The sequence below is a fragment of the Streptomyces sp. GSL17-111 genome, assembly GCF_037911585.1.
GTDB lineage: Bacteria > Actinomycetota > Actinomycetes > Streptomycetales > Streptomycetaceae > Streptomyces.
On the sequence record NZ_JBAJNS010000001.1, the window covers coordinates 3,581,839 to 3,606,243 of the forward strand.

Sequence of the window (24,405 nt, forward strand, 5' to 3'; positions counted from 1 at the left end):
ACCGTGTGATGGTAGCGAGGAGTAGCTGAATGGCGACATTCGGTCACTCTGATGAGTGAACAAAATGTGGTTTCACGGGCAGCATGTTGACGTATGACGGGTGCACGCCCGCATCACCCGCCGGGCTCCCCCTCCCGGAGGACCCACGCGGAAGGGGCCCGCCCCGGTCGGGTGCGAGCCCCTGCGGCGTCGTCCGGTCGGCGTCAGTCGCTCAGCCGCTCGCCCGACGAGGTCGCGAAGACGTGCGACTCGCCCGCGCGCGGCATCACGTGGATCTCCGAGCCCTTCTCCGGCACCCCGCGGCCGTTCACCCGCACGACGAGGTCCTTCGTCTCGTCGCCGACGTGCGCCGTGCCGTAGACGAACGCGTCCGCGCCCAGCTCCTCGACCACGTTCACCGTCACGGCGAGCCCGGCCGGCTCGTCCTTGGACAGCCCCTGGGCACCGCCGTCCACCAGGTCGAAGTGCTCGGGACGCACGCCCACGGTCACCGTCTTGTCGCCCTTCGAGGCGGCCCCGGCCACGGCCTCGCGCTCCACCGGCACCACGCTGTTGCCGAACATCACCCCGCCGTCGGTGATCGGCACCTCCACCAGGTTCATCGCCGGGGAGCCGATGAAGCCCGCGACGAACAGGTTCGCCGGCTTGTCGTACATGTGCCGGGGCGAGTCCACCTGCTGGAGCAGGCCGTCCTTGAGCACGGCCACCCGGTCGCCCATCGTCATGGCCTCGACCTGGTCGTGCGTGACGTAGACGGTGGTGATCCCCAGCCGCCGCTGGAGGCTCGCGATCTGCGTACGCGTCTGGACGCGGAGCTTGGCGTCGAGGTTCGACAGCGGCTCGTCCATGAGGAAGACCTGCGGCTCACGCACGATCGCGCGGCCCATCGCCACCCGCTGCCGCTGGCCGCCGGAGAGCGCCTTCGGCTTGCGCTCCAGGTAGTCGGTGAGGTCGAGGATCTTGGCCGCGTCCTCCACCTTCTGCCGGATCTCCGCCTTCGGCACCCCCGCGATCTTGAGGGCGAAGCCCATGTTCTGGGCGACGCTCATGTGCGGGTAGAGCGCGTAGTTCTGGAACACCATGGCGATGTCCCGGTCCTTCGGCGGCAGGTGGGTGACGTCCCGGTCACCGATGCGGATGGCGCCCGCGTTGACGTCCTCCAGCCCCGCGAGCATCCGCAGGGACGTGGACTTGCCGCAGCCCGAGGGGCCGACGAGGACGAGGAACTCGCCGTCCTCGATCTCGATGTCGAGCTGGTCGACGGCGGGCTTCTCGCTGCCCGGGTAGATCCGGGAAGCCTTGTCGTACGTGACCGTAGCCATGCTGTTGTAGCTCCTTCACCGGCAGGAACGTGCCGGACGATCCGAGTAAAGGGAGGTGTCGTCCACGGGAGTGTGAACGTTCCCGCGACGTTAACCCGCCCGCGTTCGATTTGTCAGCACCCTGAGAGCGGCGCAACCGACTCTTGACCCACCCCGTCGCGGCCCCGTCGCGCGGGCCCCGGACCGAGGGGAAGCGTGCCGGCCCGGGTGTGTAGAGTGGTCGCGATTTGTCTGCCGCCTTAGCTCAGCCTGGCTAGAGTCCCGGCCTTGTAATCCGGTGGTCGTCGGTTCGAATCCGACAGGCGGCTCTCCTCACACCGGGGAGGAGCATCGCTCCTCCCCGGTGGCACATCTCCCATGACCCCGCGCGGTGCGCTGTCGTCCTCCCTCATGCTCTTCGCCGGTGCTTCCCGGCGCGCCCTTCCTGCGCCACGGTGGGTTCCTACGCTTCCCGACGGTGATCGGCCTGAGCGGGCCCGACGATTCGTCGGCGATGATCCGCAAGGTGATGGAGGACGACTACCATGCGCAATCCGCGAGTTGCCCTGAGCGCGGTCCAGTGGCGCAAGAGCACCTACAGCAACGAGTCGGGCGGCGACTGCCTGGAGGTAGCCGACGGTGTCGCCGGAGTGGCGCCGGTGCGGGACAGCAAGCGCCGTGAGGGGCCGGTGCTGGTGTTTCCGGCGGCGGCGTGGGACGCGTTCGTCGGGGTGATCGGGGACGTCTCCGCGCCGTAGTGGTGTCGTCACCCGGGTGGGGGCGGCGAGGGCGCGCGTGCCGGGTGGGGGCGGCACGGTGAGGGGGTGGACGGGAAGCGGAGTGTGCGGGCCGTGGCGGCCTGCGTGGTGCTGGCCCTCGTGGGGTGCGCGGGGTGCGTCGGTGGTGGGCCCCGGCTGGAGGGGGTCGTCGTGGCGTCGCCGTCCGCCCGGGGGCCGCTGGACCGGCCGGCGGCCGAGGTGCAGGCGGCCGTCGCACGGGTGTGGCCCCGGACGGCGGCGCTCTGGCCGGGTGTGGACCTCTCCGGGCACCACGTACTGCTGACGGACGGCGAGCGCGGGTGGCTGGTGGACGCGGTCGGCATGAGCCGGGTCGGGGCGGCGGACCTGGAGCGCGCGGGGGTGGACGTTCCGGCGCCCGGTGGCGCGGAGCGGACGACGTGGCGGGGTGAGCGGACGGTGGTGGTCCGGCCGCCTGCCGGGGCACGGGCGCAGGACGACCCCGTGGCGGCGGGGCTGGAGTTGTTCGCACTGGCCACGCGGGCGGCGTTCGTGCCGCCCGGGCAGGACGCGTCGGCGGCGGCGGGCGGGGAGCGGTTGCAGACGTATCCGCTGGAGGCGGAGCCGCGGATGGTGCGGGCGATGATCCACGACAGCCTGCTGGCCGCCTACCAGCGGCCGGGGGAGCGGGCCGAGCGGCTGGCCGCGGCGGCGTACTGGAACGAGCAGTGGGTGCGCCGCTTCCCGGCCGAGGCGAAGGGGTCGGCGGAGGCGGACCTGCGGGTGGGTGCGGCGGCGTACTTCGCGCGGTACGCGGTGGCGATGGCGGCGGCGGACGATCCGGCGGAGCACCTGATGACCACGTTGCGGCCGCTGGCCGGGGAGCCCGCCGAAGATCCTGCCGGGGAGGCGGGGGCGATCGGCACGGTGGCGCTGCTCAACGCCGACGTGCTCGGGCTGGGCGTCAAGGAGCGGCTGCTGCGCGAGGGCGTGCCGCCGGTGGACGCGGTGCTGACGGAACTGACGGACGTGGAGCCGGTGCGGCAGACGGTGCCGGAGGCGGTGCGGGAGGCCGTCGAGCGGTCGACGGCCGAGCGGAACGAGCGGCTGGGACGGGCGATCGGTCCGTTCACGCGCGCGATGGAGGACGACGGCCGTCCGCTGTTGATGCTGCCCGCCGGATCCGGCCGGGTGGTGGGGGAGGGGCTGTTCACGACGGAGGAGCTGCCGGTCGACGCGGTGGTGCCGGGCGGTCGGGGCCGGTTCGTCCTGGAGTCGGGGACGCTGACGCTGGACGGCGTGACGGTGGCCCGGATGCCGGGGCCGGACGGCGGAGCGTACGTCGCGGTGCCGCTGGACCAGGACGGCGAGGGCGTGTCGCTGGCGGGCGACCGGCTGACGCTGGCCGGGGGCGGTCTGCGCGGCGCGGTCGACGTCCGGGTGGCGGAGGACGGCGGCCGGACGGTGCTGCACGCCCGGTGACGCGCCGGTCCCGGGAGGGGCGTCCGCCGTCGCCGTGTCACCCGAACGGGTGTCCCCGGCTGGGGGGACGGGGGCCGCCGGGCGACCGTGGGCGGCATGAGGCCGAGCAGGCTCGCGCGGGCGGCGGCGGTGCTGCCGCTGGCGCTGGTGTTCACCTGGAGCGCCCCGCAGTGGCGGGAGGAGGCTCCGGAGCGGGACGCGCGTGCGCCCGTGACGGGCCCGGCGGCCCCGAAGCCGCCCGTGGTGGGGCGGGAGGTGTGGCACGCGGACGAGGCGGCGGTGCGGGAGGAGCCGGCGTACACCCGTCCGGCGGAGGCGGTGTTCGTGCACCACACCAACCATCCGAACGGGTACGACTGCGAGCGGGACGTTCCGGGACTGCTGCGGGAGATGCAGCGGCAGCACATCGAGGGGCGCGGGTGGGACGACCTCGGCTACAACTTCGTCGTCGACCGGTGCGGCACCGTCTACGAGGGCCGGGCCGACAGTGAGCGGCGGACGGTGCTGGGCGCGCACACCAAGGGCTTCAACACCCGGAGCCTGGGGATAGCGGCGCTCGGCCGGTTCGGGGAGGGCGAGGAGGTGCCGCGTCCGATGCTGGAGGCGATCGCGGCGGTGGCGGCGTGGAAGCTGGGCCGGGAGGTGGACCCGAGGGGGCGGGTGCGGATGGAGTCGACGAACGACGCCAGCCGCTACCCGGAGGGCACGGACGTCACCCTGGACGTGATCGCGGGGCACCGGGACGGCTACGACACGGACTGCCCGGGGCAGGCGCTCTACGACGCGTTGCCCGAGCTGCGCGCCCTGGTGGCGCGGCTGCGCGACGACCACGCGGCGCAGGCGCAGGGGGAGTGACGGCCGGGGTCGTCGGCGGACGGGATGTCGGTGCGGCGCGGCAGGGTGGGGGCATGACGTCGCGTACCGGTCCGAAGCCGCCCCGCCCGCCCGCCGTCTCCCTGCCCGAGCTGCGTCCGCACGACGGACCGCTGGAGCCGGAGGGGGACTACGACGGGGAGGTCTTCACCTCCCTCGACCTCACCGGTGCCGACGCCCCGGGCGCGCGGTTCCTGGACTGCGCGCTGCGCGACGTCACGCTGGACGAGGCGGGGCTGCGCGGGGCGCGGCTGACGGACTGTGTGCTCGACGGCGTCCGGGGCGTGGGCACCGACCTGGCGGACGCGCGGGTGCGGGACGTGGAGTGGGCCGACCCCCGGCTGGGCGGCGTGCTGTTGCACGGCGCTGACCTGTCACGGGTGCGGGTGCGCGGCGGCAAGCTCGACTACGTCAACCTGCGCTCGGCCACGCTGACCGACGTCACCTTCGAGGGGTGCGTGCTCGTGGAGCCGGATCTGGCGGGGGCGACGCTGACGCGGGTGGCGTTCCGGGACTGCGTCCTGCGCGACGCGGACCTGCGGGGTGCGGTGCTCGCCGACGTGGACCTGCGCGAGCTGGCGGAGCTGTCGCTGGTGCGCGGGGTGGAGCGGCTGGCGGGGGCGACGATCACGCCGACGCAGCTGCTCGATCTCGCCCCCGCGTTCGCCGGACACCTCGGCGTCCGGGTCGAGCCGTGACGCACCGGCGGGTCGGGCGCGACTCACACGCGGGGGAAGCGGGCCTGGAGGTCCCAGACGACGGGGTTGTCGCCGAGCTCGCCGTGCAGGTCGACGAGGTCGGCCACGAGGTCGTGGAGGAAGTCGCGGGCCTCACGGCGCAGCTCGCGGTGGGAGAAGCTCAGCGGCGCCTCGTCCGGCGCCCAGTCGGCGGTGATCTCCACCCAGCCGAAACGCCGCGTGAAGCGCAGCCGGTCGGCGGACTCGGTGAAGTCCAGCTCGGCGCGCTGGGGCCGGGACGCCCGGCTGCCGAGGGGGTCGCGGTCGAGCCGCTCCACGATGTCGCACAGGGCCCAGGCGAAGTCGAGCACCGGCACCCAGCCCCAGGCGGTGGCCAGCTCCCGGTCGGCGTCCACGTCGGCGAGGTAGACGTCGCCGCAGAACAGGTCGTGCCGCAGCGTCCGGACGTCCGCCTGCCCGTACCGCGTCTGCGGCGGGTCGGGGAAGCGTCGGGAGAGCGAGTAGCCCAGGTCGATCACCCGCCCATGCTCGCACGCCCCGCCCGCGCGCCCGTCGCTCACCGGTTCGAGTGCGGCGCCGCCGCGTTCCGCTGACGCGGCGTCATCCCGCCGGGCCGGACGCGTCCCCCTGGCCCCGGGCGTCGCGGGACCGCCCGGTAGGTTCGCCGGGAGCCGACCACGGAGGGGACGCGATGACGGGGAACACGTACACGTTCGGGGCCGAGTGGGACGAGGAGCGGGAGCGGCTGGGACGCCTCGCGCAGTTCTGGGCGGCGGCCACCGAGCGCGCGGTGCGCGCGGTGGGGGTGCGGCCGGGGGCGTCGTGTCTGGACGTGGGGGCGGGCGGTGGCGAGGTCAGCGGGTTGCTGGCCGGGCTGGTCGGGGAGCGCGGGCGGGTCGTGGCCCTGGACCGGGACGTCCGGCATCTGCGCGCGGCGGACCTGCCCGCCCACGTCGAGGTCCGGGAGCACGACATCGTGGCGGACGGGCCGCCGGTGGGGGAGCGGTTCGACCTGGTGCACGCGCGGATGGTGCTCTCGCACCTGCCGGAGCGGGCGGAGGTGCTCGACGGGCTGGTGGAGCTGTGCGCGCCGGGCGGGTGCGTGCTGCTGTCGGAGTTCGACGTCGACCGCCCCGCGCCGCCGACCGCGCCGCGCACCTCTGCTGAAAGGTTTCAGCTGGTGCACGACGCGGTGGTGGCGGTGCTCGGCGGCCACGGCTGCGACGGGCGCTTCGGGCACTGGATGCCGTCCGCGCTCGCCGCCCGGGGGCTGACGGACGTGGACGCCGTCGTGGACGGCGGCGCGATCCGGGGCGGAACGCCCGCCGCGGAGTTCTACCGGCTCACCTTCCGCCGGTTGCGGGAGCCGATCCTGGCGCAGGGCCTCGCTCCGGCCGAGGTGGTGGAGCAGGTGCTGGCGGAGCTGGCCGACCCCGGCTTCGTCACCCTCTCCGTGCCGCTGGTGTCGGCGTGGGGTCGGCGGCCCGCTCCCGGGCCAGCCGGGCGTTCTGCCGGGTGAGCAGCAGCACCTCCTGGAGCAGGTCGACGCTGCCGCCCCCGCTGCCCACGGGGTACAGGCGCAGGTCCTCCCCGTAGGCCGCGCGGGCGATGCGCAGGTGCCGGCCGCGGAAGGTCGTGACGGTCCGCAGGAGGTCGACGAGCGCCGCCGCACCGGCCCGCACGGCGTCCTTGCGCGGGCCGTCGGCGGCCGTCAGCAGCCGGCCCACCGCCGAGGGCGCGCCGTGCCAGCCGGCGTGGAGCGCGCGCCAGCGCGGGAGCCCGTAGGGCACCGAGTCCAGCACGAACTGCTCGTACTCGTCGACGCCCGCGTCGGACAGCCACACCACCTCGTCGACGAGCCACAGCGGCACCTGCGCCGCCGCCGGCCCGAGGTAGGGGAGGCCGTCGACGCTGAACTCCTCGAAGTAGGGGCGCATGGTGCGGGCGAAGAACTCCGGGCTGACGTCCGCGGCCACCTGGTCGATGACGTCGACCATCACCGTGGTGTGCGCGCCGATCCCGTGGACGAGCGGGGCGAAGGCGGGCTCCCACGGCTCCGTGCGGCTCAGCTCCTCGCCCAGCTCCAGCGCGGCGTGCAGCCTCGGGAAGGCCTGCCGCACGGCGTCCTGGAGCACGTGCTCGGGGGCCTCACCGGTGTAGGTGCGCCGCCGCTCGCCAGTCGGGTTCCACACGCAGTAGTGCAGCACCGTGTCGCGCGGCACCATGTCGGTGCGCCGGCCCAGCTCCCGCAGGACGGGCATCAGCTCCGGGACGACGCGGCCCGGCTGGACGCCGTGGCGCTTGACGGACCCGGCGACGATTCCCAGGTCCCGCATCGCGGCGAGGCACTCGTCGCGGGTGAACCCTCCGAGGCGGGCGGCGTCGGGCAGCAGCCCGCGCAGCGCCCCGGTGAGCGCGAACAGGTCGGCCCGCGCGTTCATGTCCGGCAGCCGGGCACAGACCGGGTCGGCCCGCAGCGGATCGGCCGCCCGGACGGCGCGTATCTGCTCGGCGGAACCGTACGCGTCACTCGGCGTCCGCACGGTCACCTCCCCGCCGCACGCGGGCGTAGCGCATCGGCACGGTCAACGCGCCCGCGTCGCCCGACTCGACGCTGCTGCCGAGGAAGCCGCCGGTCTCCACCAGCTCCAGTCCGGCGCCGGTGAGCACCTTCTCCAGCTCGCCCGGTGCCATCCGGGCCGGGACGAGCCCGGCCGCGAGGATGTCGTCCAGCTTCGAGGGGCCCTCGCCCGTCCGGGGCCAGGCCGCGAACAGCTCGGACGCCTCCGGCGCCAGCTCGATCACGTAGCCGTGCCCCCGCTCGCCCAGCAGCGCCGCGAGTGAGTCGGCGGCGGACTGCCGCAGCCCGTCCGGCAGCTGGTGCAGGACGGTGCGGACGTAGACGTTCTGGTCCCCGAACTCCGCGTGCAGCCGGGCCGCCGCGCCCCGGTCGCACAGGTCCAGCTCCCGGTAGGCCACGTTGGGGTGCGGGTGGAGCCGGCGTGCGGCCTCCAGCGCGGAGGCCGAGACGTCGTAGCCGAGCACCCGCTCGAAGTGCGCGGCCAGTGCCCCGGTCTGACGCCCGTTGCCGCACCCGACGTCCGCCACCGGCAGGCCGGGCGTGAACCAGTCACGCAGGACGGGCAGCTGCCGTTCCACGGCCTCGGCCGGATCGACGTCCCACAGCGTCGCGCCGTCCTCCACCGGCCGTTCCCGCCAGAAGGCTTCCCATGTGCTCGCGTTCCCCTGCACGTCACATCTCCTTGACTGTTCGGACCCGGCAGAACTTTTCCGGGCTCAGCGGTACTCAGCCGGACTCAGCGGTACATGGCAGGACACGCCGGAACATGACAGAAGGGGCCAGACCGCCGGTCTGGCCCCTTCTTCCCGCCGCGTCAGACGTTGACGCCGAAGTCCTGGGCGATCCCCGTCAGACCCGAGGCGTAGCCCTGGCCGACGGCGCGGAACTTCCACTCCGCGCCGTTGCGGTAGATCTCGCCGAAGACCATAGCGGTCTCCGTCGCCGCGTCCTCGCTGAGGTCGTAGCGGGCGATCTCCTTCTGGTCCGCCTGGTTGATGATGCGGATGAAGGCGTTCCGCACCTGGCCGAAGTTCTGGCTCCGCGACTCGGCGTCGTAGATCGAGACCGGGAAGACGATCTTGTCGATCTCGGTGGGCAGCGTCTGGAGGTTGATGTTGATCTGCTCGTCGTCGCCGCTGCCCTCGCCGGTGCGGTTGTCACCGGTGTGCACGATCGCCTGCTCGGGCGAGGCCGTGTTGTTGAAGAAGACGAAGTGCCCGTCCGAGTGGACCTTCCCCTCGGCGTTCACCGCGATGGCGCTCGCGTCCAGGTCGAAGTCGGTGCCGGTGGTGGTGCGGACGTCCCAGCCGAGGCCGACCGTCACCGCGGTGAGACCCGGGGCCTCCTTGGAGAGCGACACGTTGCCGCCCTTGGAAAGGCTCACAGCCATGGGATCAGTCCCTTTCGTTAGCGATTCTCGTCTACGTCGACGACGGTACCTGCACTTCCCCAACGTCAGGCGGGTATGCGCAGGTTCCTGGTCCGGTGAAAAGACCGTGCATCCGATCGGCGGAGGGGGAATCATGAAACGCATGTCCGGTCCCTACGTCATCCGCGGTTCCGTGGCCCTTCCCGAGGCCGAGCTGAGCTGGCGGTTCTCGAAGTCCTCCGGGCCGGGCGGCCAGCACGTGAACACCACCGACAGCCAGGTGGAGCTGCGCTTCGACCTGGCCCGCACCTCGGCGCTCCCGCAGGTGTGGAAGGAGCGCGCGCTCGAACGCCTCGCCGAGCGGCTGCGGGACGGCGTCCTCACCGTGCGGGCGAGCGAGCACCGCTCGCAGTGGCGGAACCGGGAGACGGCCGCCGTCCGGATGGCGTCGCTGCTCGCGGAGGCCACCGCGCCGCCGGGCCCCGCCCGCAAGGCGCGGAAGGTCTCGCGCGGCGCGAAGGAGCGGCGGCTGCGGAGCAAGCGGATGCGCGGCGACGTGAAGCGGGGCCGTCAGGGCAAGGGCTGGGACTGACCGCCCGGCCCGTCTCACCCGAACGATCACGGCTCCCTGGACCAGTGGACTAGACCTCTTGGGGTCCTTCGGGCGACACTGGCCCCGTGAACTACGTCATCGCCCTCGATGTGGGCGGCACCGGTATGAAGGCCGCCCTCGTCGGCCCGGACGGTGGCCTGCTGCACGAAGCCCGTCGCCCCACCGACCGCGGCCGGGGCCCGGAGGCCGTCACCGCCGCCGTGCTCGGCTTCGCCGCCGACCTCGCCCGCGCCGGCGCCGAACGGTACGGCCGGGCCCCCGCCGCGGCCGGTGTCGCGGTGCCCGGCATCCTCGACGAGCCGGCCGGCGTCGTGCGCTTCGCCTCCAACCTGGGCTGGACGGACCTGCCCCTGCGCGACCTCCTCGCCGAGCACCTCGGTCTGCCCGTCGCCCTCAGCCACGACGTCCGCACCGGCGGGCTGGCCGAGGGCCGCATCGGCGCGGGGGCCGGCGTGGACCGCTTCCTCTTCGTACCGCTGGGCACCGGCATCGCCGGAGCCATCGGTATCGACGGCCGGGTGGAGGCCGGTGCGCACGGTGGGGCGGGGGAGATCGGCCACGTCGTCGTCCGTCCGGACGGCCCGGCCTGCGGCTGCGGCCAGCGCGGCTGCCTGGAGACGCTCGCCTCGGCCTCCGCCGTCGGCCGGGCCTGGGCGCGGGCCAGCGGCGACGCGACCGCCACCGCCGCCGACGCCGCGCGGGCCGTCGTCGCAGGCGACCCGCGCGCCGTGGCCGTGTGGCAGGAGGCCGTGGACGCCCTCGCGGCGGGCCTGGTCACCGCCGTCACCCTGCTCGACCCCCGCACGCTGATCATCGGCGGGGGCCTCGCGGAGGCCGGTGACACCCTCTTCACGCCGCTGCGTCAGGCCGTCGATGCCGCCGTGACGTTCCAGCGCACCCCTCTGATCGTTCCGGCCGCCCTCGGGGACGCCGCCGGCTGCCTGGGCGCGGGACTCCTCGCCTGGGACCTACTCTCCGCGGAGGTCGCGACCCGATGACGAAGCAGCTCACCCTCACCGGGGCCCGTGTCGTCACGCCGGACGGGGTGCTGGACGGCGGCCGGGTGACCGTCGCGGACGGGCGGATCACCGCCGTCGACGCCGCCCCGGCCTCCGCTGTGGACCCCGCCGACGTCGACCTCGCCGGGCACTGGCTGGTGCCGGGGTTCGTGGACCTGCACAACCACGGCGGCGGCGGCGCGTCCTTCACCTCCGGGACGCCCGAGGACGTGCTGACCGCCGTCCGCACCCACCGCGCGCACGGCACGACGACGCTGGTCGCCTCCACCGTCACCGGCGACCTGGACACCCTCGCCCGGCAGGCCGGGCTGCTCTCCGAGCTGGTCGAGCAGGGCGACCTGGCGGGCGTCCACTTCGAAGGCCCGTTCATCTCGCCGTGCCGCAAGGGCGCGCACAGCGAGGCGCTGCTGCGCGACCCGGACCCGGCCGAGGTGCGCAAGCTGGTCGACGCGGCCCGGGGAACGGCCGCCATGTGCACCCTCGCGACGGAACGCCCCGGCGGGCTGGACGCCGTCCGCGTCCTCGTCGAGCACGGCGTCATCGCCGCCGTCGGCCACACCGACGCGACGTACGAGCAGACCCGCGAGGCGATCGACGCCGGCGCCACCGTCGCGACGCACCTGTTCAACGCCATGCCGCCGCTCGGCCACCGGGCCCCCGGCCCCATCGCCGCCCTCCTGGAGGACGAGCGCGTGACCGTCGAGCTGATCAACGACGGGACGCACCTGCACCCCGCCGCGCTCCGGCTGGCCTTCGCCCGCGCGGGCCGCGACCGCACCGCGTTCATCACCGACGCCATGGACGCCGCCGGGTTCGGGGACGGCCGCTACCGCCTCGGCCCGCTGGACGTGGACGTGGTCGACGGCGTGGCCCGCATCGCCACCGACGACGGCACGCCCGGCTCGATCGCGGGCTCGACGCTCACCCTCGACGCGGCCCTGCGCCGCGCCGTGACGGAGGACGGCATCCCCGTGGAGGACGCCGTGCGCGCCGTGTCCACCACCCCGGCCCGGCTGCTCGGCCGCGCGGACCGCGTCGGCGCCATCGCCCCCGGCCTGGACGCCGACCTCGTCGCGCTCGACGCGGCGTTCACCGTCCGCGCGGTGCTCCGCCGGGGGGCGTGGGTGGTGAAGCCGTAGGGCTGGGGCCGATCGCGACGTTCTCCTGACCCAGAAGCGCCACATGTGCTGTCATGGACATAACCGACTGTAGAAGGAGTGTTCTGCGGCATGCAGGTAAGAGCGAAAGTGACATTTGTGGGTGCTGCTGCCACGGCCCTTGCGCTGCTGGTTCCGGGGCAGGCGCACGCTGAAAGCGCAAGTTGTTCCACAAGTGGGGCTTACGGTATCTGGGATGGGAATCCCCGTAACCCAACTTTGGTCGACCCATTGGATCTCTTCGTAAAGGACACGAAAGCGGACGGGCATCATCCGGCTATTCGGTTCGTGACGGGGGATTACAATGGCAACGTGAAGTACTGGCCTTGGCGCCATAATTACGATGGCTACGGGAATACCAAGCATTGGAGAACTCGGGCCAGCTACGACGGTGGCATGTTCACGATGACGGTTCAGGTCGCGAACTTTGAGGGCAGTCGGCTGCTCAACTACTGCACGGCTCCGTGGAACGGCGTCTGACGCTCCTGGTCAAGTAGGCGAACGCGCGGCGAACCCTCAGGGCCGCCGCGCGTTCATCGGTTCGGTGAGGCGTCTACTTCTCCACGTGTCCGGCCTTCAGCCACACTCGGTCCATGGCGAACTCGCAGGCATTGCCCTCGGCGCAGGAGACCTGAATCGTGTTCTGCCCGTCCTGCAACTCCACCCAGGCGAAGGTACGCGTCCAGCCCTTTTCCCATGCGTCGGGCTCGGCGTTCGCCCAATTCTTCAAGTTGAGCGGTCGGTTGCTGGGCTTTCCGTTGATGGCGAGTCTCGCGTTGGCGTCGGCTCCGGGCACTGTGTAGCCGACGAAGACGGTGTACTTGCCCGCCTCGGGCACCTCGGTCGTCCAGGTCACGGTCGCGCCGGGCTTGTTCAGACCGGCGACGTACTTGCCGTCCTCGGCACGGGAGCCGGGGATGTCGCCGGCGACGACGGGGCCGTTGTCGAGGCGGAGGCTGGAGGCGTCCTCCGTGGGCAGTTCGACCTCGCCGTCCTGCTCGTCCTCGTCCTTCGGGGCGTCGTCCTTCGGCTCCGGGTCGTCGGAGCCCGGCTGCCGCTCGCCGTCAGTGGCGGAGTTCGCCCCCGCCTTGTCGTTGTCGTCCCCGGAGAACGCGACGGCCGCACCCACGCCGACGAGAACGGCGCCCACGACCGCGAGGGCGGCGATGAGCAGCCCGTTGCGGCGCTGCCCGCCACCGTGTCCCGGTCCCGGCCGGCCCGTCCCGCGCGTCGCCGCACGGCCGCCGGGTTGGGTCTCCGGGGCCGCGTAGTGGGCGTTCGGATAGGCGGCCTCGGGCGAGGCCTGCGGCGGGTAGCCGTAACCACCCGTCCCGCCGTGGGCGCCCTGCGGGTTCTGCGGGGGATACCCGTACCCGCCGCCGTGGCCCTGCGGCGGCTGCGCCGGGGAGCCCTGCGGGGTGCCGTAGCGGCGCTCGCCCACCGGGCGGACCTGCTGGTAGGAGGTGCGGGGGACGCCCTGCTGCGGGGCCGCGCCGGGGGCGCCGCCTTCCTGGCGGTACAGGTAGCCGAAGGGGTCGTCGCCCTCCGGCGGAGTCGTACCGTTATGACCGGCGGTCATCCCCTGTTCTCCTCATACGGCAGTAGCTGACCTCGCGCAGCCTACCCCGTTCGAGGGACGGCGGGCGGGGACGTCCTGGGGCGAACACCCCTACCCGGCTCTCCGGTGCCCCTTTGACCTGGAACGTTTCTCGACGTACATCCGCTGGTCCGCCGACTGCAAAATCTCCTCCACGGATTCTCCACAGGAGGCCCATCCGATGCCGAAGCTCGCGCCGACCCGCACCTGGCGGCCGTCGACGCGTATCGGCGGGATGATCGCGTTGCGCAGCCGCACCGCGAGGTCGCTCGCGTCGGCGGACGCGAGCCCGTCGGCCAGGACGACGAACTCGTCGCCGCCGAGCCGGGCCACGGTGTCGTTGTCGCGGACGGCGCCCGCCAGCCGTCGGGCGACCTCGACCAGGACGGCGTCACCGCAGTGGTGCCCGAAGCGGTCGTTGATCGACTTGAAGCCGTCCAGGTCGCAGAAGAGCACGGCCAGGCCCTTGTCCGAGGGGTCCTCGCCCGACGGGGCGGTGAGGTGGACGTGGTGGTCGAACCCGGGCCCGACCGGCGGCGGGACGAACGGACCGTCCGAGCCGGGGCCCCCGCCGACACCGTGCAGGTCGGGGAAGACGGCCACCATCTCGTGGACGTCCGCCCAGGCCGGGTCGGCGTCCGGGTCCGGACCGGTGTGCACGGAGGACAGGGCCGGGCGTTCGCAGAGCCGGGCGCTGAGCCGGGCGCGCAGCTCGGCGCTGTTGGGCAGCCCGGTCAGGGAGTCGTGGCTGGCCCGGTGGCGCAGGTGCAGCTCGTGCCGCTTGCGCTCCTCGATGTCCTCGACGTGGGTGAGCAGGAAGCGCGGCCCGTCGGCGACGTCGGCGACGACCGAGTTCCGCAGGGACACCCACACGTAGCTGCCGTCCCTGCGGCTCATGCGCAGCTCGGCCCGGCCGCCCTCGGCGGCGGTGCGCAGCAGGGTGCCGATGTCCTCGGGGTGGACGAGGTCGGAGAAGGAGTAGCGGCGCATCATCGACGCCGTGCGGCCGAGGAGGCGGCACAGGGCGTCGTTGGCCTTGATGAGCCGCCCGTGCTGGTCGCCGCCCATCTCCGCGATGGCCATGCCGCTGGGCGCGTACTCGAAGGCGGCCCGGAAGCTCTCCTCGCTGGCCCGCAGCGCCTGCTGCTCGCGCTCCAGCCGGACGAGCGCGCGCTGCATGTTGGCGCGCAGCCGGGCGTTGCTGATGGCGATGGCGGCCTGGAAGCCGTACATCTGGAGGGCCTCGCACCCCCAGGCGCCGGGGCGGCGGCCGTTGCGGGGCTTGTCGACGGATATGACGCCGAGGAGGTCGCCGTCGGCCGTGTACATGGGGGCGAAGAGCCGGTCCATGGGGTGCCACTCGTCGGCGAAGCGCGGGGCGGGGCCGGGGGTGTGCCACTGGGGGACGTCGTCGTCGTCGAGCACCCAGCCCTCGGTGTACGGGACGAAACGCAGCTCCCCCCAGGCCTCGCCCATCGCGAGCCGGCGCTCCCAGGAGGCGCGGGAGCCGACGCGCCCGGCCATCATCGCCTCGGCACCGGTGCTCCCGGCGACGGCGGCGACGACGAGGTCGCCGTCGGGACGGACGAGGTTGACCGCCGCCATCTCGAAGCCGAGGCCCGTGACGACGCCGTCGGCGACCGTCTGGAGGGTGTCGGCGAGGCTGCGGGCGGTGTTCAGCTGAGCCACGGACTGGTGGAGACGGCGCAGCGTGGTGAGGCGGACGTACGGCTCAGAGTCGGTGTCCATCTGCCTCCCCCGTGGCTCGTTCGTTGATCCGACATGCCACTCGTCCGAGTGTCCCCGCCACTGAATCACAGGCTGCTCCTCACTCGGTACACAGGGTCAACAATTAATCTCATCTGTGACTCATGTCACAAGAGGCTGTCCGGAACTCACCGTGCGTGGGTATCCGCAGGTCGCGCGGGGCGGCGGCGCCGCGCGGACGCGGGCCCGGAGGAGGGCCCCGACCCGGGTCGTAGGACCCGTCTGGTCCCCCCGCCCGATGCGGTCGGGCGGTGCCGCTCGTTACCGTCCGGAGCGTGTATCCGACAGCTCCGCCCGCAGCCCACCGCGCCGCCGCCAATGCCGGGACCCACCGGCCGGGCCCGGCCGACCGCTCCGCCCCCGGCGCCGTCCCCCATGCTGGAGGGGTGAACGAGGAGCAGTTCCGGGCGGCCATGGCGCGGCTCGCCGCCGGTGTCGTGCTGGTGACGGCCTATGACCCGGAGGACGGACCGCGCGGCGCCTACGTCGGCATGACGGCGACGGCGTTCCTCTCCGTCAGCCTCGACCCGCCGCTCGTGCTGCTGAGTGTGCGCACCGGCTCGCGGATGGACGAGCTGCTGGAGCGGCGCGACCTGTGGGCGGCCAACCTGCTCGCCGAGAACCAGCGCCAGACGGCCGGCCGGTTCGCGATGAAGGGCCGGCTGAGCGACCACCTCCTCTTCCGCGAGCTGCCGCACACCCGGGGGGAGACGGCGCAGGCGCCGCTCGTCCACGGCGCGCTCGCGCACCTGGAGTGCCGCACCGAGCAGCGGCACCTCGCCGGTGACCACACGCTGCTGGTGGCGCGCGTCCTCACGGCCGAGGTGCCCGGCGTCGACGGCAAGCCGCTCACCTACTACCAGGGCCGCTACCGCGCCCTGCGCTGAACCGTTTCCGCGACCGGGGACCGGCTGTCATACCCACGCACTACGGTGTGGGCCATGGCGGAGGGCACAGGGGAGCGGGCGGACGGACGCCCGGCGGAGAACGGGTGCGAGAGCCCGGCCGGGGAGCCGCAGGGGTACGGCCTGACGACGCGGGAGGCGGCCGTGCTCGCCGTCGAGCGGCGCGGCTGGCCGGGACCCGGCGCCAAGGAGCGGGCGATACGCGAGCGGCTCGGCACCTCGCCGACCCGCTACTACCAGCTGCTCAACGCCCTCCTCGACGACCCCCGCGCACTCGCCCACGACCCGGTGACGGTCAACCGGCTCCGGCGCGTGCGGGACGCCCAGCGCCGCCGCCGGTAGTCTCGCGCCCATGGTCCGCTTCGACGCGCACACCATCACCCCCGCCGGCCGGGCCGGGCTGGCGGCCCTCCGGGCCGAGCCGGGCCGCTCCGTGGTCGCCCTGGACTTCGACGGCACGCTCGCACCGATCGTGCCCGACCCCGAGGACGCCCGGCCGCACCCCGACGTCCTGCCCGCGCTGGCCCGGCTCGGCCCCCGGCTGGCGGGCATCGCCGTCGTCACCGGGCGTCCCGCCGAGGTCGCCGTGCGGTACGGGGGCTTCGCCGATGTGCCGGGGCTGGAGGGGCTGACCGTTCTCGGCGCCTACGGAGCCGAGCGCTGGGACGCCGCGACGGGTACCTTCTCGGCGCCCCCACCCGAGCCGGGCGTGGCCGCCGTCCGCGCCGAACTGCCCGGCCTCCTCGCCGGGCTCGGCGCCCCGGAGGGCGTCAGGACGGAGGACAAGGGGCTGGCCGTCGCCGTCCACACCCGGCGGTCCGCCGACCCGGCGGGCGCGTTCGCCGCGCTGCGCGCGCCGCTGGCCGAGCTGGCCGCCCGCCACGGACTCCACCTCGAACCGGGCCGCTTCGTCCTGGAGCTGCGGCCCCCGGGGATGGACAAGGGCGTGGCCCTGACCGCCTACCTGGCCGAGCGGGACGCCGGTCCCGTGCTCTACGCGGGCGACGACCTGGGCGATCTGGCGGCCTTCGCCGCACTCGAACGGCGCCGCGCCGACGGGTGGCCGACCCTGCTGGTCGGCGCCGCCCCCGAGGTGCCCGCACTCGCCGAGCGGGCGGACGTCGTCGTGCCCGGTCCGGCGGGCGTCGCGGCCCTGCTGGCCGCGCTCGTCGAGCCGGACGGGTAACGCGTCGTGCGGGCGGTCAAGCTTGCGGGCCGTCAGGGTGCGGGCGGCAGAGCGAGCCACTGTGCCCAGGTGAGGTCGTGGCCGAGGTGGCGCGGCCGCCGGAAGGGCCAGGCGGTGGCGATCCAGCGCGGCACCAGGGCGTCGAGCGCGCGCTCCGCCTCGCTCCCGGCCAGCTCGTCCACCACCCACCAGGACACGTCCGCGTCGGAGCCGGTGCGCTCGGGTGGGTCGATGTAGACGCAGCCGAGCAGCGCCGTCTCGTCCTCGTTCAGCAGCGCGTAGTTGAAGGACTCGTGTGCGGCGATCTCCCGCTCGTGCCGCAGCAGGTCGAGGCGGTCCTCCTCGTAGGTCATCGTCTCGGCGGGCCAGCCCCAGGCCGGGCCGAAGACCTCCCACAGGCGCTCGCGGGAGCCCATGACGGCGGGGTAGTCGATCGGGGCGTCCGACTCCCGGATCGGCCGCAGGTGCAGCGCGGTGCCCGGCACGGGCACGTGGACCGGGTGGACGAAGGCGTCGGGCAGCCAGCTCATGAGCGCCGAGAGTAGCGCCGGCGGGGACGGCCCGCGCGGGGATTTCGGGTGGCCCGGGCGGGCCGGGCGGCCGACCCGCCCGGGCTCAGTCCTCGCGCAGCGCGGTGAGCTGGGCCAGGAACCAGTCGCGGGGCGGCAGTGCCGTCGCGGCGGCGGCGAGCCGCTTCGTCCCCTCCGCCCGCGCCCCGGGCGGGACGGCGAGGGCGTCGGCGAGGGCGCGGGCCGTCGCGCCGACGTCGTAGGGGTTGACCAGGATCGCGTCCTCACCGAGGTCGGCGGCGGCGCCCGCCTCCCGCGAGAGCACCAGCACACAGCCCTCGTCGGAGACGACCGGCACCTCCTTGGCGACCAGGTTCATGCCGTCCCTGATGGGGTTGACCAGCGCGACGTCCGCCATTCGGTAGGCGGCCAGGGAGCGGGCGAAGTCGTCCTTGACGTGCAGGACGACCGGCGTCCAGCCCTCGGTGCCGAACTCGGCGTTGATCTCCTCGGCGACGCGGGAGACCTCGGCCGTGTAGGCGCGGTAGACGGCCAGGTCCTGCCGGGAGGGGTAGGCGAAGGCCACGTGCACGACGCGCTCGCGCCACTGGGGGTGGTCCGTGAGCAGCCTGCGGTAGGCGTGCAGGCCGCGCACGATGTTCTTGGACAGCTCCGTGCGGTCCACCCGCACGATGGTCCGGCGGCCCTCGCCGACCTGCGCCCGCAGCGCCGCTCCGCGCTCGTCGACGTCGGGCCGGTGGGCGCGTTCGCGCAGGAAGTCGGCGTCGGCCCCCAGGCCGTGCACGCCGACGCGCGTCGTGCGCCCGGCGTACGTGACGCGCAGGTCCCCGTCCGAGGACTCGACCGTCGCACCCAGCACGTCGGCGCAGCACGCGGCGAACGCCTCGGCCCAGCGCCGGGTCAGGAAGGCCGCCCGGTCCGCGCCGAGCACGCCGCGCAGGACGGCGGCGGCGGTGGCGTCGGGCAGCATCCGGTAGTAGTCGGCGGGCGCCCACGGGGTGTGCGAGAAGTGCCCGATGCGCAGGTCGGGGCGGAGGGAGCGCAGCAGCTCGGGCACCAGCGTCAGGTGGTAGTCCTGGACGAGGACGACCGCGCCCTCCTCCGCGTCGTGGGCGAGCGCCTGCGCGAAGGCGGTGTTGTACGCCTCGTACGCCCCCCACTGCCGTGCGAAGGCGGTGTCGAACGCGGGCTCCAGCGGCGTCTGGTAGAGCATGTGGTGCACGAACCACAGCACCGAGTTGGCGACGCCGTTGTAGGCGTCGGCGAAGGTCTCGGCGGGGATGTCGAGCATCCGCACCCGCTGCCCGCCGGTGTCCTCCCGGGGCAGGAGCCCGTCCGCGCGCCGGGCGGCCTCGCGGTCGCCCTCGCCGAGGGCGGCGCAGACCCACACGGCGTCCGCCTCGGGCCCGATCGCGGAGAGCCCGGAGACGAGGCCGCCGCCGCCGCGTTTCGCGGAGAGCGACCCGTCCTCGGCGATCGCGTAGGAGACCGGACCTCGATTGGAGGCGACCAGGACCTGGGGCACGCGGGACTCGGCGACCATGCGGCGAGCGTATCCGCATCGAGCGTCGTTCAAACGGCCGTGCGGTTGCCGCGGGCCCCGGCCGGGCGGAAATCGGTCACGGGACCCCGCCCCGCTCCACCCCGCCATGCCCGGACCTGGACCGGGCAAGGCCCGGTCACGCCGCTTGGCGGGCGGCCGTGTACTCCGGCACGGTGCCCATGGGCGGCCGCTCCTCCGTGTCCACCGGGTGCGTGCGGGGCGCGAAGCCGCCGGCCTCCTCGCGGGCGAACTGGGTCAGCTCGGCGTGGGTGAGCGGGGCGCGGGCGATGCGCCGCTGCGCGGTGCGGTAGATGGCCGCCGCCATCCGGCCGAGGGCCTGCCCGTCCTGGTTGCGGTGCTTGCGGACGCCGACGTCCACCTGGGCCAGCGCGTCCAGCCCGACCGCGTGCAGGGAGTCGACGAGGAGGGCCAGCTCGACGCCGTAGCCGACGGGGAAGGGCAGCCGTTCCAGCAGCGAGCGGCGGGCGGCGTACTCCCCGCCCAGCGGCTGCACGAAGCCCGCAAGCCGTGGCCAGTGCAGGTTCAGCACCGGGCGGGCGACCAGCTCGGTGACGCGGCCGCCCCCGGCCGGGCTGTCCCCGAGCGGCCGGTCGTACATCGCCTTGACCAGCTGCAACTCCGGGTCGGTGAGCAGCGGGCCGACGATGCCGGAGACGAACCGGGAGCGGAAGTCCCGCAGGTCGGCGTCGATGAAGCACACGATCTCGCCGCTGGTGGCCAGCAGCGAGCGCCACAGCACCTCGCCCTTGCCGGGTACCGCCGGAACGCGGGGGAGCAGCGCGTCGCGGTGGACGACCTTCGCGCCGGCCGCCGCCGCCACGTCCCCCGTCCGGTCGGTGGAGCCGGAGTCGACCACCACCAGCTCGTCGACGAGGGGGGTCTCGGCCGTCATCAGCTCCGCACGGATCGTCGCGACGATCTCGCCGACCGTCGCCTCCTCGTTCAGCGCGGGAAGGACGACACTCACGCTGCCGCGCGCCCCGGCCGCCCGCTTGGCGGCCAGCAGCCCGGCCAGCGGGCGTTCCTCGGCGCTCCAGGAGCGCCGGTGCAGCCAGCTCTCGACCTCGTCCAGCACGTGTCCGCCTCCTGACGTCGGCCGCGAAATCCCGCGTCTCGCGGTTCGGACGGCCCCATCCACCCTCGGGGCCGTCGGTTACAGTCTTGAACAGCGCACGTGACCTCCGCATGTCGGGGCGCGTCGCCGCCGACAAACGCGCCTGACAAGCGCCATAGAGCTCATCCAGAGGGGCAGAGGGAACGGCCCGTTGAAGCCCCGGCAACCCTCCCGCGCGTCATTACGTCATTCCGGTTCATTTCGGGGCGAAGCCGCCGTGGGGAAGGTGCCAATTCCGTCCTGCGGCGAAGGTCGTCGTGGGGAAGATGAGGAGAAAGGGCCTCGCCTCCATGGCTGTGAACACGGTCGCAAGCACCACCGCATCCGACTCCGCGCACCCCCGCGTCCCCCTGGGGCCGGCGGTCGCCCTGTCCTGTCGCGAGTGCGGCGAGCGCATCCCGCTGGGCCCGCACTTCGCCTGTACGGCGTGCTTCGGCCCGCTGGAGATCGCCTACGAGCTGCCGGAGGGCGACCCGGAGGCGCTGCGCGCGCGGATCGAGGCCGGCCCGGACAACATCTGGCGGTACGCCCCGCTGCTGCCGGTGCCCGCCGACGTCGCCGCCAAGCCCAACCTGAACCCGGGCTTCACCAAGCTGGTGCGCGCCGACCGCCTGGCGGCGGAGCTGGGCGTCACCGGTGAGCTGCACGTCAAGGACGACTCCGGCAACCCGACGCACTCCTTCAAGGACCGCGTCGTCGCCATCGCCGTCGAGGCCGCCCGCGCCTTCGGCTTCACCACGCTCTCCTGCTCCTCCACCGGCAACCTGGCCGGGGCCGTCGGCGCGGCGGCGGCCCGTGCCGGGCTGCGTTCGTGCGTCTTCATCCCGCACGACCTGGAGCAGGGCAAGGTCGTCATGGCCGCCGTCTACGGCGGCGACCTCGTCGGCATCGAGGGCACCTACGACGACGTGAACCGTTTCTGCAGCGAGCTGATCGGCGACCCGGCCGGTGAGGGCTGGGGGTTCGTCAACGTCAACCTGCGCCCCTACTACGCCGAGGGCTCCAAGACGCTCGCCTACGAGATCTGCGAGCAGCTCGGCTGGCGCCTGCCGGACCAGCTCGTCGTCCCCATCGCCTCCGGCTCCCAGCTGACGAAGATCGACAAGGGGCTGCGCGAGCTGATCGCGCTCGGGCTCGTCGAGGACCGCCCGTACAGGATCTTCGGCGCCCAGGCCGAGGGCTGCTCGCCGGTCTCCCAGGCCTTCAAGGGCGGCCACGACGTGGTGCGCCCGGTGCGGCCGGACACGATCGCCAAGTCGCTCGCCATCGGCAACCCGGCCGACGGCCCCTACGTGCTGGACATCGCCCGCCGCACCGGCGGCGCCGTGGAGGACGTCACCGACGCGCAGGTCGTGGACGCCATCAAGCTGCTGGCCCGCACGGAGGGCATCTTCGCGGAGACGGCGGGCGGGGTGACGGTGGGCGTCACCCGCAAGCTGATCGAGGACGGCCTGCTCGACCCCACCCTGACGACCGTCGTCCTCAACACGGGTGACGGCCTGAAGACGCTGGACGCCGTCGCGCCGACGACCGGGCCGAGCGCCGTCATCCGCCCCTCGCTGGACGCCTTCCGCGCCGCCGGCCTGGCCTGAACCCCGCACCCACGACCCACGAAGGTGAACCGCACATGAGCGTCAACGTCCGCATCCCGACCATCCTGCGCACCTACACCGGCGGTCAGGCCGAGGTCGCCGCCGAGGGCGCGACCCTCGGCGAGGTGCTGGCCGACCTGGAGAAGAACCACACGGGCATCAGCGCCCGCGTGCTGGACGACACCGGCAAGCTGCGCCGGTTCGTGAACATCTACGTCAACGACGACGACGTCCGCTTCGCCGAGGGCCTCGCGACGCCGACCCCGGACGGCGCCGGCGTCTCCATCATCCCCGCCGTCGCCGGTGGTGCGGTGTAAGGCACGTCCTGCCGCGTCCCGTTCGTGTGGTCCCGCCCCTTCCGGGTGCGGGACCACACGGCGTTCCGCACGGCGTCCCGGGCGGCGGTGGCCCGGCGCGCGACCCGTCGCGCGGCTCCGCTAACCGGAAGGGTGCGTTCCGACTTCCGCGAAGCGGTAGGGTGTGCCCCGAACCCCCTTTCGGATGTGACACACAACGACAAGTTGTGCGCCAAGTTCTGCCCGAAGCGCAGGGACTTTTGTCGCGTTGGCCCGGCTATGCCCGGCCGGAATCGCACCGGTTCGATGCCGTGTGCCCGTTGTCGACCGATGTGTCCTGTGCGGATTTCTCGTCTGATTGACCTGTTGCACAGGGCGTTCATCCAGATACATTCAGCGGCGGTCGACGCGTTCCGGCGCACAACACCCTCACGACCCAGGGGGTGACTCTGACCCGGGTCCGCGGAGTGCGGGCTCGTGCAAGGGCCAGTAATAGGGGAGTTAGGAATGGCTCAGGGCACCGTCAAGTGGTTCAACGCGGAGAAGGGCTACGGCTTCATCGCGGTCGACGGTGGTGCGGACGTGTTCGTCCACTACAGCGCGATTCAGATGGACGGCTACCGCACCCTTGAGGAAGGGCAGCGGGTCGAGTTCGAGATCTCGCAGGGGCAGAAGGGGCCGCAGGCGGACATGGTCCGTCTCAGCGCCTGAGCGACGACCGCCACACACCACACGTTCGAAGGGCCCGGCCGCAGCCGGGCCCTTCGGCGTTCCCCGATCCGCTGACGCCCCGTCAGCCCGCCGTCCGGGAATCCGCCCGCAGGGCGTCGCGCCGGCGCAGCAGGGCCCGTCGACGGCTCCGGGCCCGCCCCAGGAGCAGCGCCGCGGCCGTCACCGCGAGGGCGCCGGTCAGCCCCGTGCCCACGGCCAGGGCGGCCGTTCCCCGCACGGCCGTGAGGACGACGGCGCCCAGCGCGGTCGCGGAGGTGGCGGCGAGCGCGACGCCCGCCGCAAGCACCCGGTCGGCCCCGTACAGCGGGTGACGCCGCGTCAGGGTCCAGCAGGCCAGGGCGGCCCAGGCCAGGCCGACGGCGATCAGCCCGGCGAACGCGACGCGGGTCCGCACCGGAAGCGGCGTCGGCTCGGTCGCCCACAGCAGTGTCAGCAGCGCGGCCCCGCAGCCCCCGACGAGGCCGGTCGCGAGGTGGCGCACCCGGCGTCCCAGCGAGGTCTCGCGCGCCAGCGTGCGCGCCAACTCCTCCGGTACCTCCCGGGGTGCCGTGCGACGGTCGCCCGGGATGCGGCGGTCGTTCTCGTTCATCGGTCGTGACCCCTCTCGGTCAGGATGTCGCGCAGCATGCGGCGGGCGCGGAAGAGCCGGCTCTTGACCGTGCCCGGCGGAACGCCGAGCACGTCGGCGCAGGCGGCCGTCGGCAGGTCCGCGAGGTGGAACAGCACCAGCACCTCGCGTTCGGCGGGCGGCAGGGCCGCCAGCCCGGCGTGGACCTCCAGCCGGTCCAGGACGTCGCCCGGGAAGTCCCCCGGTTCGGCCGTCACCTCGGGTGCGTCGGCGAGGTCCACGGGCCCGAGCGGCGCCGCGCGGCTGCGCCGGAGGTGATCCGCGAGGGCGCGTCGCGCGATGGTGAACAACCAGGGCGCGAACCGGCCGGGCTCCCGCAGTTTCGGCAGCCCCCGCAGGACGCCGATCCACGTCTCCTGCGCGAGGTCGTCCGCGACGCCGTCCCCGCCGGTCATGGCCCGCAGGTACCGCCACAGCGGGCCGTGCCAGGCCCGCACCAGCTCGGTGAACGCCTGCCGCTCCCCGAGTTGGCAGCGCACCACCAGCAGGGCTCCGCCCTCGCCCTCGCCCTCGGCCTCGCCCTCGCCCTCGGCCTCGTCCTCGTCCTTGGCCTTGGCCTCGTGCACCCGACCCTCCTTCTCTCCGTCGTGCCGGTGCGGTGTTCCCGCTGCTCGACCGGCACGTCACCGGTAAGTCGGCGGCCGGGGTGGAACGGTTCACGCCG

The 24,405-nt window shown here is 73.7% G+C and carries 27 protein-coding genes, 1 tRNA gene and 1 riboswitch; of the genes, 16 read left to right on the forward strand and 12 right to left on the reverse strand.

Translation table 11 applies throughout. The features are described 5' to 3' along the window. Window positions 1-203 precede the first annotated feature (203 nt). The gene (locus V6D49_RS15865) at window positions 204-1,322 is read right to left on the reverse strand and encodes an ABC transporter ATP-binding protein (protein WP_340560413.1); all 1,119 of its coding nucleotides are present in this window, start codon (window positions 1,320-1,322) and stop codon (window positions 204-206) included. A gap of 233 nt (window positions 1,323-1,555) precedes the next feature. Between V6D49_RS15865 and V6D49_RS15870 the strand changes: the two genes are divergently transcribed. The 5 genes from V6D49_RS15870 (at window position 1,556) to V6D49_RS15890 (ending at window position 5,091) form a co-directional block, all read left to right on the forward strand. Further along, window positions 1,556-1,630 (forward strand) — tRNA-Thr (locus V6D49_RS15870). A 216-nt stretch (window positions 1,631-1,846) separates the two neighbouring features. After that, window positions 1,847-2,059 (forward strand): DUF397 domain-containing protein, encoded by a 213-nt coding sequence (locus tag V6D49_RS15875; RefSeq protein WP_340560414.1) that lies wholly within the window; start codon window positions 1,847-1,849, stop codon window positions 2,057-2,059. A gap of 66 nt (window positions 2,060-2,125) precedes the next feature. After that, window positions 2,126-3,520 (forward strand): hypothetical protein, encoded by a 1,395-nt coding sequence (locus tag V6D49_RS15880; RefSeq protein ID WP_340560416.1) that lies wholly within the window; start codon window positions 2,126-2,128, stop codon window positions 3,518-3,520. Window positions 3,521-3,616: 96 nt separating this feature from the next. Continuing rightward, window positions 3,617-4,375, forward strand: a complete 759-nt coding sequence (locus V6D49_RS15885; RefSeq protein ID WP_340560418.1) for a peptidoglycan recognition protein family protein — start codon at window positions 3,617-3,619, stop codon at window positions 4,373-4,375. Between the two features lie 53 nt (window positions 4,376-4,428). Next, window positions 4,429-5,091 (forward strand): pentapeptide repeat-containing protein, encoded by a 663-nt coding sequence (locus V6D49_RS15890; RefSeq protein WP_340560420.1) that lies wholly within the window; start codon window positions 4,429-4,431, stop codon window positions 5,089-5,091. Window positions 5,092-5,114: 23 nt separating this feature from the next. Here V6D49_RS15890 and V6D49_RS15895 read toward each other — a convergent pair whose 3' ends face one another. Next, on the reverse strand, window positions 5,115-5,609 hold the full coding sequence (locus V6D49_RS15895; RefSeq protein ID WP_340564064.1) for a hypothetical protein: 495 nt from the start codon (window positions 5,607-5,609) through the stop codon (window positions 5,115-5,117). Between the two features lie 173 nt (window positions 5,610-5,782). On the opposite strand from V6D49_RS15895, the gene V6D49_RS15900 reads away from it, so the two are divergent. Continuing rightward, on the forward strand, window positions 5,783-6,610 hold the full coding sequence (locus tag V6D49_RS15900) for a class I SAM-dependent methyltransferase (protein WP_340560422.1): 828 nt from the start codon (window positions 5,783-5,785) through the stop codon (window positions 6,608-6,610). Here the strand turns inward: V6D49_RS15900 and V6D49_RS15905 are convergent. From V6D49_RS15905 to V6D49_RS15915, 3 genes are all read right to left on the reverse strand, one after another. Next, complete coding sequence (locus V6D49_RS15905) at window positions 6,534-7,634, reverse strand: monodechloroaminopyrrolnitrin synthase PrnB family protein (protein WP_340560424.1); 1,101 nt, start codon at window positions 7,632-7,634, stop codon at window positions 6,534-6,536. The genes V6D49_RS15900 and V6D49_RS15905 overlap by 77 nt on opposite strands. Next, window positions 7,618-8,343 (reverse strand): class I SAM-dependent methyltransferase, encoded by a 726-nt coding sequence (locus tag V6D49_RS15910; protein ID WP_340560426.1) that lies wholly within the window; start codon window positions 8,341-8,343, stop codon window positions 7,618-7,620. The genes V6D49_RS15905 and V6D49_RS15910 overlap by 17 nt, the downstream gene beginning before the upstream one ends. A 143-nt stretch (window positions 8,344-8,486) precedes the next feature. Next, on the reverse strand, window positions 8,487-9,062 hold the full coding sequence (locus V6D49_RS15915; protein WP_340560428.1) for a TerD family protein: 576 nt from the start codon (window positions 9,060-9,062) through the stop codon (window positions 8,487-8,489). A gap of 142 nt (window positions 9,063-9,204) precedes the next feature. Here V6D49_RS15915 and arfB point away from each other — a divergent pair, with 142 nt between their 5' ends. The 4 genes from arfB to V6D49_RS15935 all read left to right on the forward strand — a co-directional run bounded on the left by arfB (window position 9,205) and on the right by V6D49_RS15935 (window position 12,310). Beyond that, the gene (arfB, locus tag V6D49_RS15920) at window positions 9,205-9,633 is read left to right on the forward strand and encodes an alternative ribosome rescue aminoacyl-tRNA hydrolase ArfB (RefSeq protein ID WP_340560429.1); all 429 of its coding nucleotides are present in this window, start codon (window positions 9,205-9,207) and stop codon (window positions 9,631-9,633) included. 86 nt (window positions 9,634-9,719) lie between these two features. Then, on the forward strand, window positions 9,720-10,652 hold the full coding sequence (locus V6D49_RS15925) for an ROK family protein (RefSeq protein ID WP_340560430.1): 933 nt from the start codon (window positions 9,720-9,722) through the stop codon (window positions 10,650-10,652). Further along, a complete protein-coding gene (gene nagA / locus V6D49_RS15930; protein ID WP_340560432.1) occupies window positions 10,649-11,812 on the forward strand; it encodes an N-acetylglucosamine-6-phosphate deacetylase in 1,164 nt (387 codons plus the stop codon). Before V6D49_RS15925 ends, nagA begins: the two co-directional genes overlap by 4 nt. A 90-nt stretch (window positions 11,813-11,902) precedes the next feature. Beyond that, window positions 11,903-12,310: a hypothetical protein gene (locus V6D49_RS15935; protein ID WP_340560434.1), complete on the forward strand. Its 408-nt coding sequence runs from the start codon at window positions 11,903-11,905 to the stop codon at window positions 12,308-12,310. Between the two features lie 73 nt (window positions 12,311-12,383). Here the strand turns inward: V6D49_RS15935 and V6D49_RS15940 are convergent, their stop codons facing one another. Together V6D49_RS15940 and cdgB are read right to left on the reverse strand one after the other, a co-directional pair. Then, window positions 12,384-13,409: a hypothetical protein gene (locus V6D49_RS15940; RefSeq protein ID WP_340560436.1), complete on the reverse strand. Its 1,026-nt coding sequence runs from the start codon at window positions 13,407-13,409 to the stop codon at window positions 12,384-12,386. A 90-nt stretch (window positions 13,410-13,499) separates the two neighbouring features. Next, window positions 13,500-15,176, reverse strand: coding sequence for a diguanylate cyclase CdgB (gene cdgB / locus V6D49_RS15945; RefSeq protein ID WP_340560438.1), 1,677 nt, complete (start codon window positions 15,174-15,176; stop codon window positions 13,500-13,502). Between the two features lie 293 nt (window positions 15,177-15,469). On the opposite strand from cdgB, the gene V6D49_RS15950 reads away from it, so the two are divergent. Genes V6D49_RS15950 through otsB form a run of 3 tightly spaced genes read left to right on the forward strand, consistent with a single transcriptional unit; the run spans window position 15,470 to window position 17,285 of the window. Continuing rightward, window positions 15,470-16,081 (forward strand): flavin reductase family protein, encoded by a 612-nt coding sequence (locus V6D49_RS15950; protein ID WP_445330533.1) that lies wholly within the window; start codon window positions 15,470-15,472, stop codon window positions 16,079-16,081. A gap of 54 nt (window positions 16,082-16,135) precedes the next feature. After that, the gene (locus tag V6D49_RS15955; protein ID WP_340560439.1) at window positions 16,136-16,441 is read left to right on the forward strand and encodes a DUF3263 domain-containing protein; all 306 of its coding nucleotides are present in this window, start codon (window positions 16,136-16,138) and stop codon (window positions 16,439-16,441) included. 10 nt (window positions 16,442-16,451) lie between these two features. Next, on the forward strand, window positions 16,452-17,285 hold the full coding sequence (otsB, locus tag V6D49_RS15960) for a trehalose-phosphatase (protein WP_340560440.1): 834 nt from the start codon (window positions 16,452-16,454) through the stop codon (window positions 17,283-17,285). Between the two features lie 32 nt (window positions 17,286-17,317). On the opposite strand, the gene V6D49_RS15965 is transcribed toward otsB, so the two are convergent. The 3 genes from V6D49_RS15965 to V6D49_RS15975 all read right to left on the reverse strand — a co-directional run bounded on the left by V6D49_RS15965 (window position 17,318) and on the right by V6D49_RS15975 (window position 20,454). After that, window positions 17,318-17,815, reverse strand: coding sequence for an N-acetyltransferase (locus tag V6D49_RS15965; protein ID WP_340560442.1), 498 nt, complete (start codon window positions 17,813-17,815; stop codon window positions 17,318-17,320). An 85-nt stretch (window positions 17,816-17,900) separates the two neighbouring features. After that, entirely contained in the window at window positions 17,901-19,358 is a 1,458-nt protein-coding gene (locus tag V6D49_RS15970) for an alpha,alpha-trehalose-phosphate synthase (UDP-forming) (protein ID WP_340560444.1), read from the reverse strand. Window positions 19,359-19,494: 136 nt separating this feature from the next. After that, the gene (locus V6D49_RS15975; RefSeq protein ID WP_340560446.1) at window positions 19,495-20,454 is read right to left on the reverse strand and encodes a glucosyl-3-phosphoglycerate synthase; all 960 of its coding nucleotides are present in this window, start codon (window positions 20,452-20,454) and stop codon (window positions 19,495-19,497) included. 158 nt (window positions 20,455-20,612) lie between these two features. Further along, window positions 20,613-20,766, forward strand: a riboswitch (SAM riboswitch). Between the two features lie 17 nt (window positions 20,767-20,783). Between V6D49_RS15975 and thrC the strand changes: the two genes are divergently transcribed. The 3 genes from thrC to V6D49_RS15990 all read left to right on the forward strand — a co-directional run bounded on the left by thrC (window position 20,784) and on the right by V6D49_RS15990 (window position 23,092). Continuing rightward, the gene (gene thrC, locus V6D49_RS15980; protein ID WP_340560448.1) at window positions 20,784-22,085 is read left to right on the forward strand and encodes a threonine synthase; all 1,302 of its coding nucleotides are present in this window, start codon (window positions 20,784-20,786) and stop codon (window positions 22,083-22,085) included. A 35-nt stretch (window positions 22,086-22,120) separates the two neighbouring features. Continuing rightward, the gene (locus tag V6D49_RS15985) at window positions 22,121-22,402 is read left to right on the forward strand and encodes a MoaD/ThiS family protein (RefSeq protein WP_340560450.1); all 282 of its coding nucleotides are present in this window, start codon (window positions 22,121-22,123) and stop codon (window positions 22,400-22,402) included. A 486-nt stretch (window positions 22,403-22,888) separates the two neighbouring features. Beyond that, on the forward strand, window positions 22,889-23,092 hold the full coding sequence (locus V6D49_RS15990) for a cold-shock protein (RefSeq protein WP_004929928.1): 204 nt from the start codon (window positions 22,889-22,891) through the stop codon (window positions 23,090-23,092). An 82-nt stretch (window positions 23,093-23,174) separates the two neighbouring features. On the opposite strand, the gene V6D49_RS15995 is transcribed toward V6D49_RS15990, so the two are convergent. Both V6D49_RS15995 and V6D49_RS16000 read right to left on the reverse strand, forming a co-directional pair. Then, entirely contained in the window at window positions 23,175-23,702 is a 528-nt protein-coding gene (locus V6D49_RS15995; protein ID WP_340560452.1) for a transmembrane transport protein, read from the reverse strand. After that, the gene (locus V6D49_RS16000; protein WP_340560454.1) at window positions 23,699-24,307 is read right to left on the reverse strand and encodes an RNA polymerase sigma factor; all 609 of its coding nucleotides are present in this window, start codon (window positions 24,305-24,307) and stop codon (window positions 23,699-23,701) included. Before V6D49_RS16000 ends, V6D49_RS15995 begins: the two co-directional genes overlap by 4 nt. Between the last annotated feature and the right edge of the window lie 98 nt (window positions 24,308-24,405).

Coding starts and splice junctions, on each gene's coding strand:
- V6D49_RS15865 (WP_340560413.1), bottom strand. CDS start 1,322: ATGGCTACGGTCACGTACGACAAGGCTTCCCGGATCTACCCGGGCAGC.
- V6D49_RS15875 (WP_340560414.1), top strand. CDS start 1,847: ATGCGCAATCCGCGAGTTGCCCTGAGCGCGGTCCAGTGGCGCAAGAGC.
- V6D49_RS15885 (WP_340560418.1), top strand. CDS start 3,617: ATGAGGCCGAGCAGGCTCGCGCGGGCGGCGGCGGTGCTGCCGCTGGCG.
- V6D49_RS15890 (WP_340560420.1), top strand. CDS start 4,429: ATGACGTCGCGTACCGGTCCGAAGCCGCCCCGCCCGCCCGCCGTCTCC.
- V6D49_RS15900 (WP_340560422.1), top strand. CDS start 5,783: ATGACGGGGAACACGTACACGTTCGGGGCCGAGTGGGACGAGGAGCGG.
- V6D49_RS15915 (WP_340560428.1), bottom strand. CDS start 9,062: ATGGCTGTGAGCCTTTCCAAGGGCGGCAACGTGTCGCTCTCCAAGGAG.
- arfB (WP_340560429.1), top strand. CDS start 9,205: ATGTCCGGTCCCTACGTCATCCGCGGTTCCGTGGCCCTTCCCGAGGCC.
- nagA (WP_340560432.1), top strand. CDS start 10,649: ATGACGAAGCAGCTCACCCTCACCGGGGCCCGTGTCGTCACGCCGGAC.
- V6D49_RS15935 (WP_340560434.1), top strand. CDS start 11,903: ATGCAGGTAAGAGCGAAAGTGACATTTGTGGGTGCTGCTGCCACGGCC.
- V6D49_RS15940 (WP_340560436.1), bottom strand. CDS start 13,409: ATGACCGCCGGTCATAACGGTACGACTCCGCCGGAGGGCGACGACCCC.
- cdgB (WP_340560438.1), bottom strand. CDS start 15,176: ATGGACACCGACTCTGAGCCGTACGTCCGCCTCACCACGCTGCGCCGT.
- V6D49_RS15955 (WP_340560439.1), top strand. CDS start 16,136: ATGGCGGAGGGCACAGGGGAGCGGGCGGACGGACGCCCGGCGGAGAAC.
- otsB (WP_340560440.1), top strand. CDS start 16,452: ATGGTCCGCTTCGACGCGCACACCATCACCCCCGCCGGCCGGGCCGGG.
- V6D49_RS15965 (WP_340560442.1), bottom strand. CDS start 17,815: ATGAGCTGGCTGCCCGACGCCTTCGTCCACCCGGTCCACGTGCCCGTG.
- V6D49_RS15970 (WP_340560444.1), bottom strand. CDS start 19,358: ATGGTCGCCGAGTCCCGCGTGCCCCAGGTCCTGGTCGCCTCCAATCGA.
- thrC (WP_340560448.1), top strand. CDS start 20,784: ATGGCTGTGAACACGGTCGCAAGCACCACCGCATCCGACTCCGCGCAC.
- V6D49_RS15985 (WP_340560450.1), top strand. CDS start 22,121: ATGAGCGTCAACGTCCGCATCCCGACCATCCTGCGCACCTACACCGGC.
- V6D49_RS15990 (WP_004929928.1), top strand. CDS start 22,889: ATGGCTCAGGGCACCGTCAAGTGGTTCAACGCGGAGAAGGGCTACGGC.
- V6D49_RS15995 (WP_340560452.1), bottom strand. CDS start 23,702: ATGAACGAGAACGACCGCCGCATCCCGGGCGACCGTCGCACGGCACCC.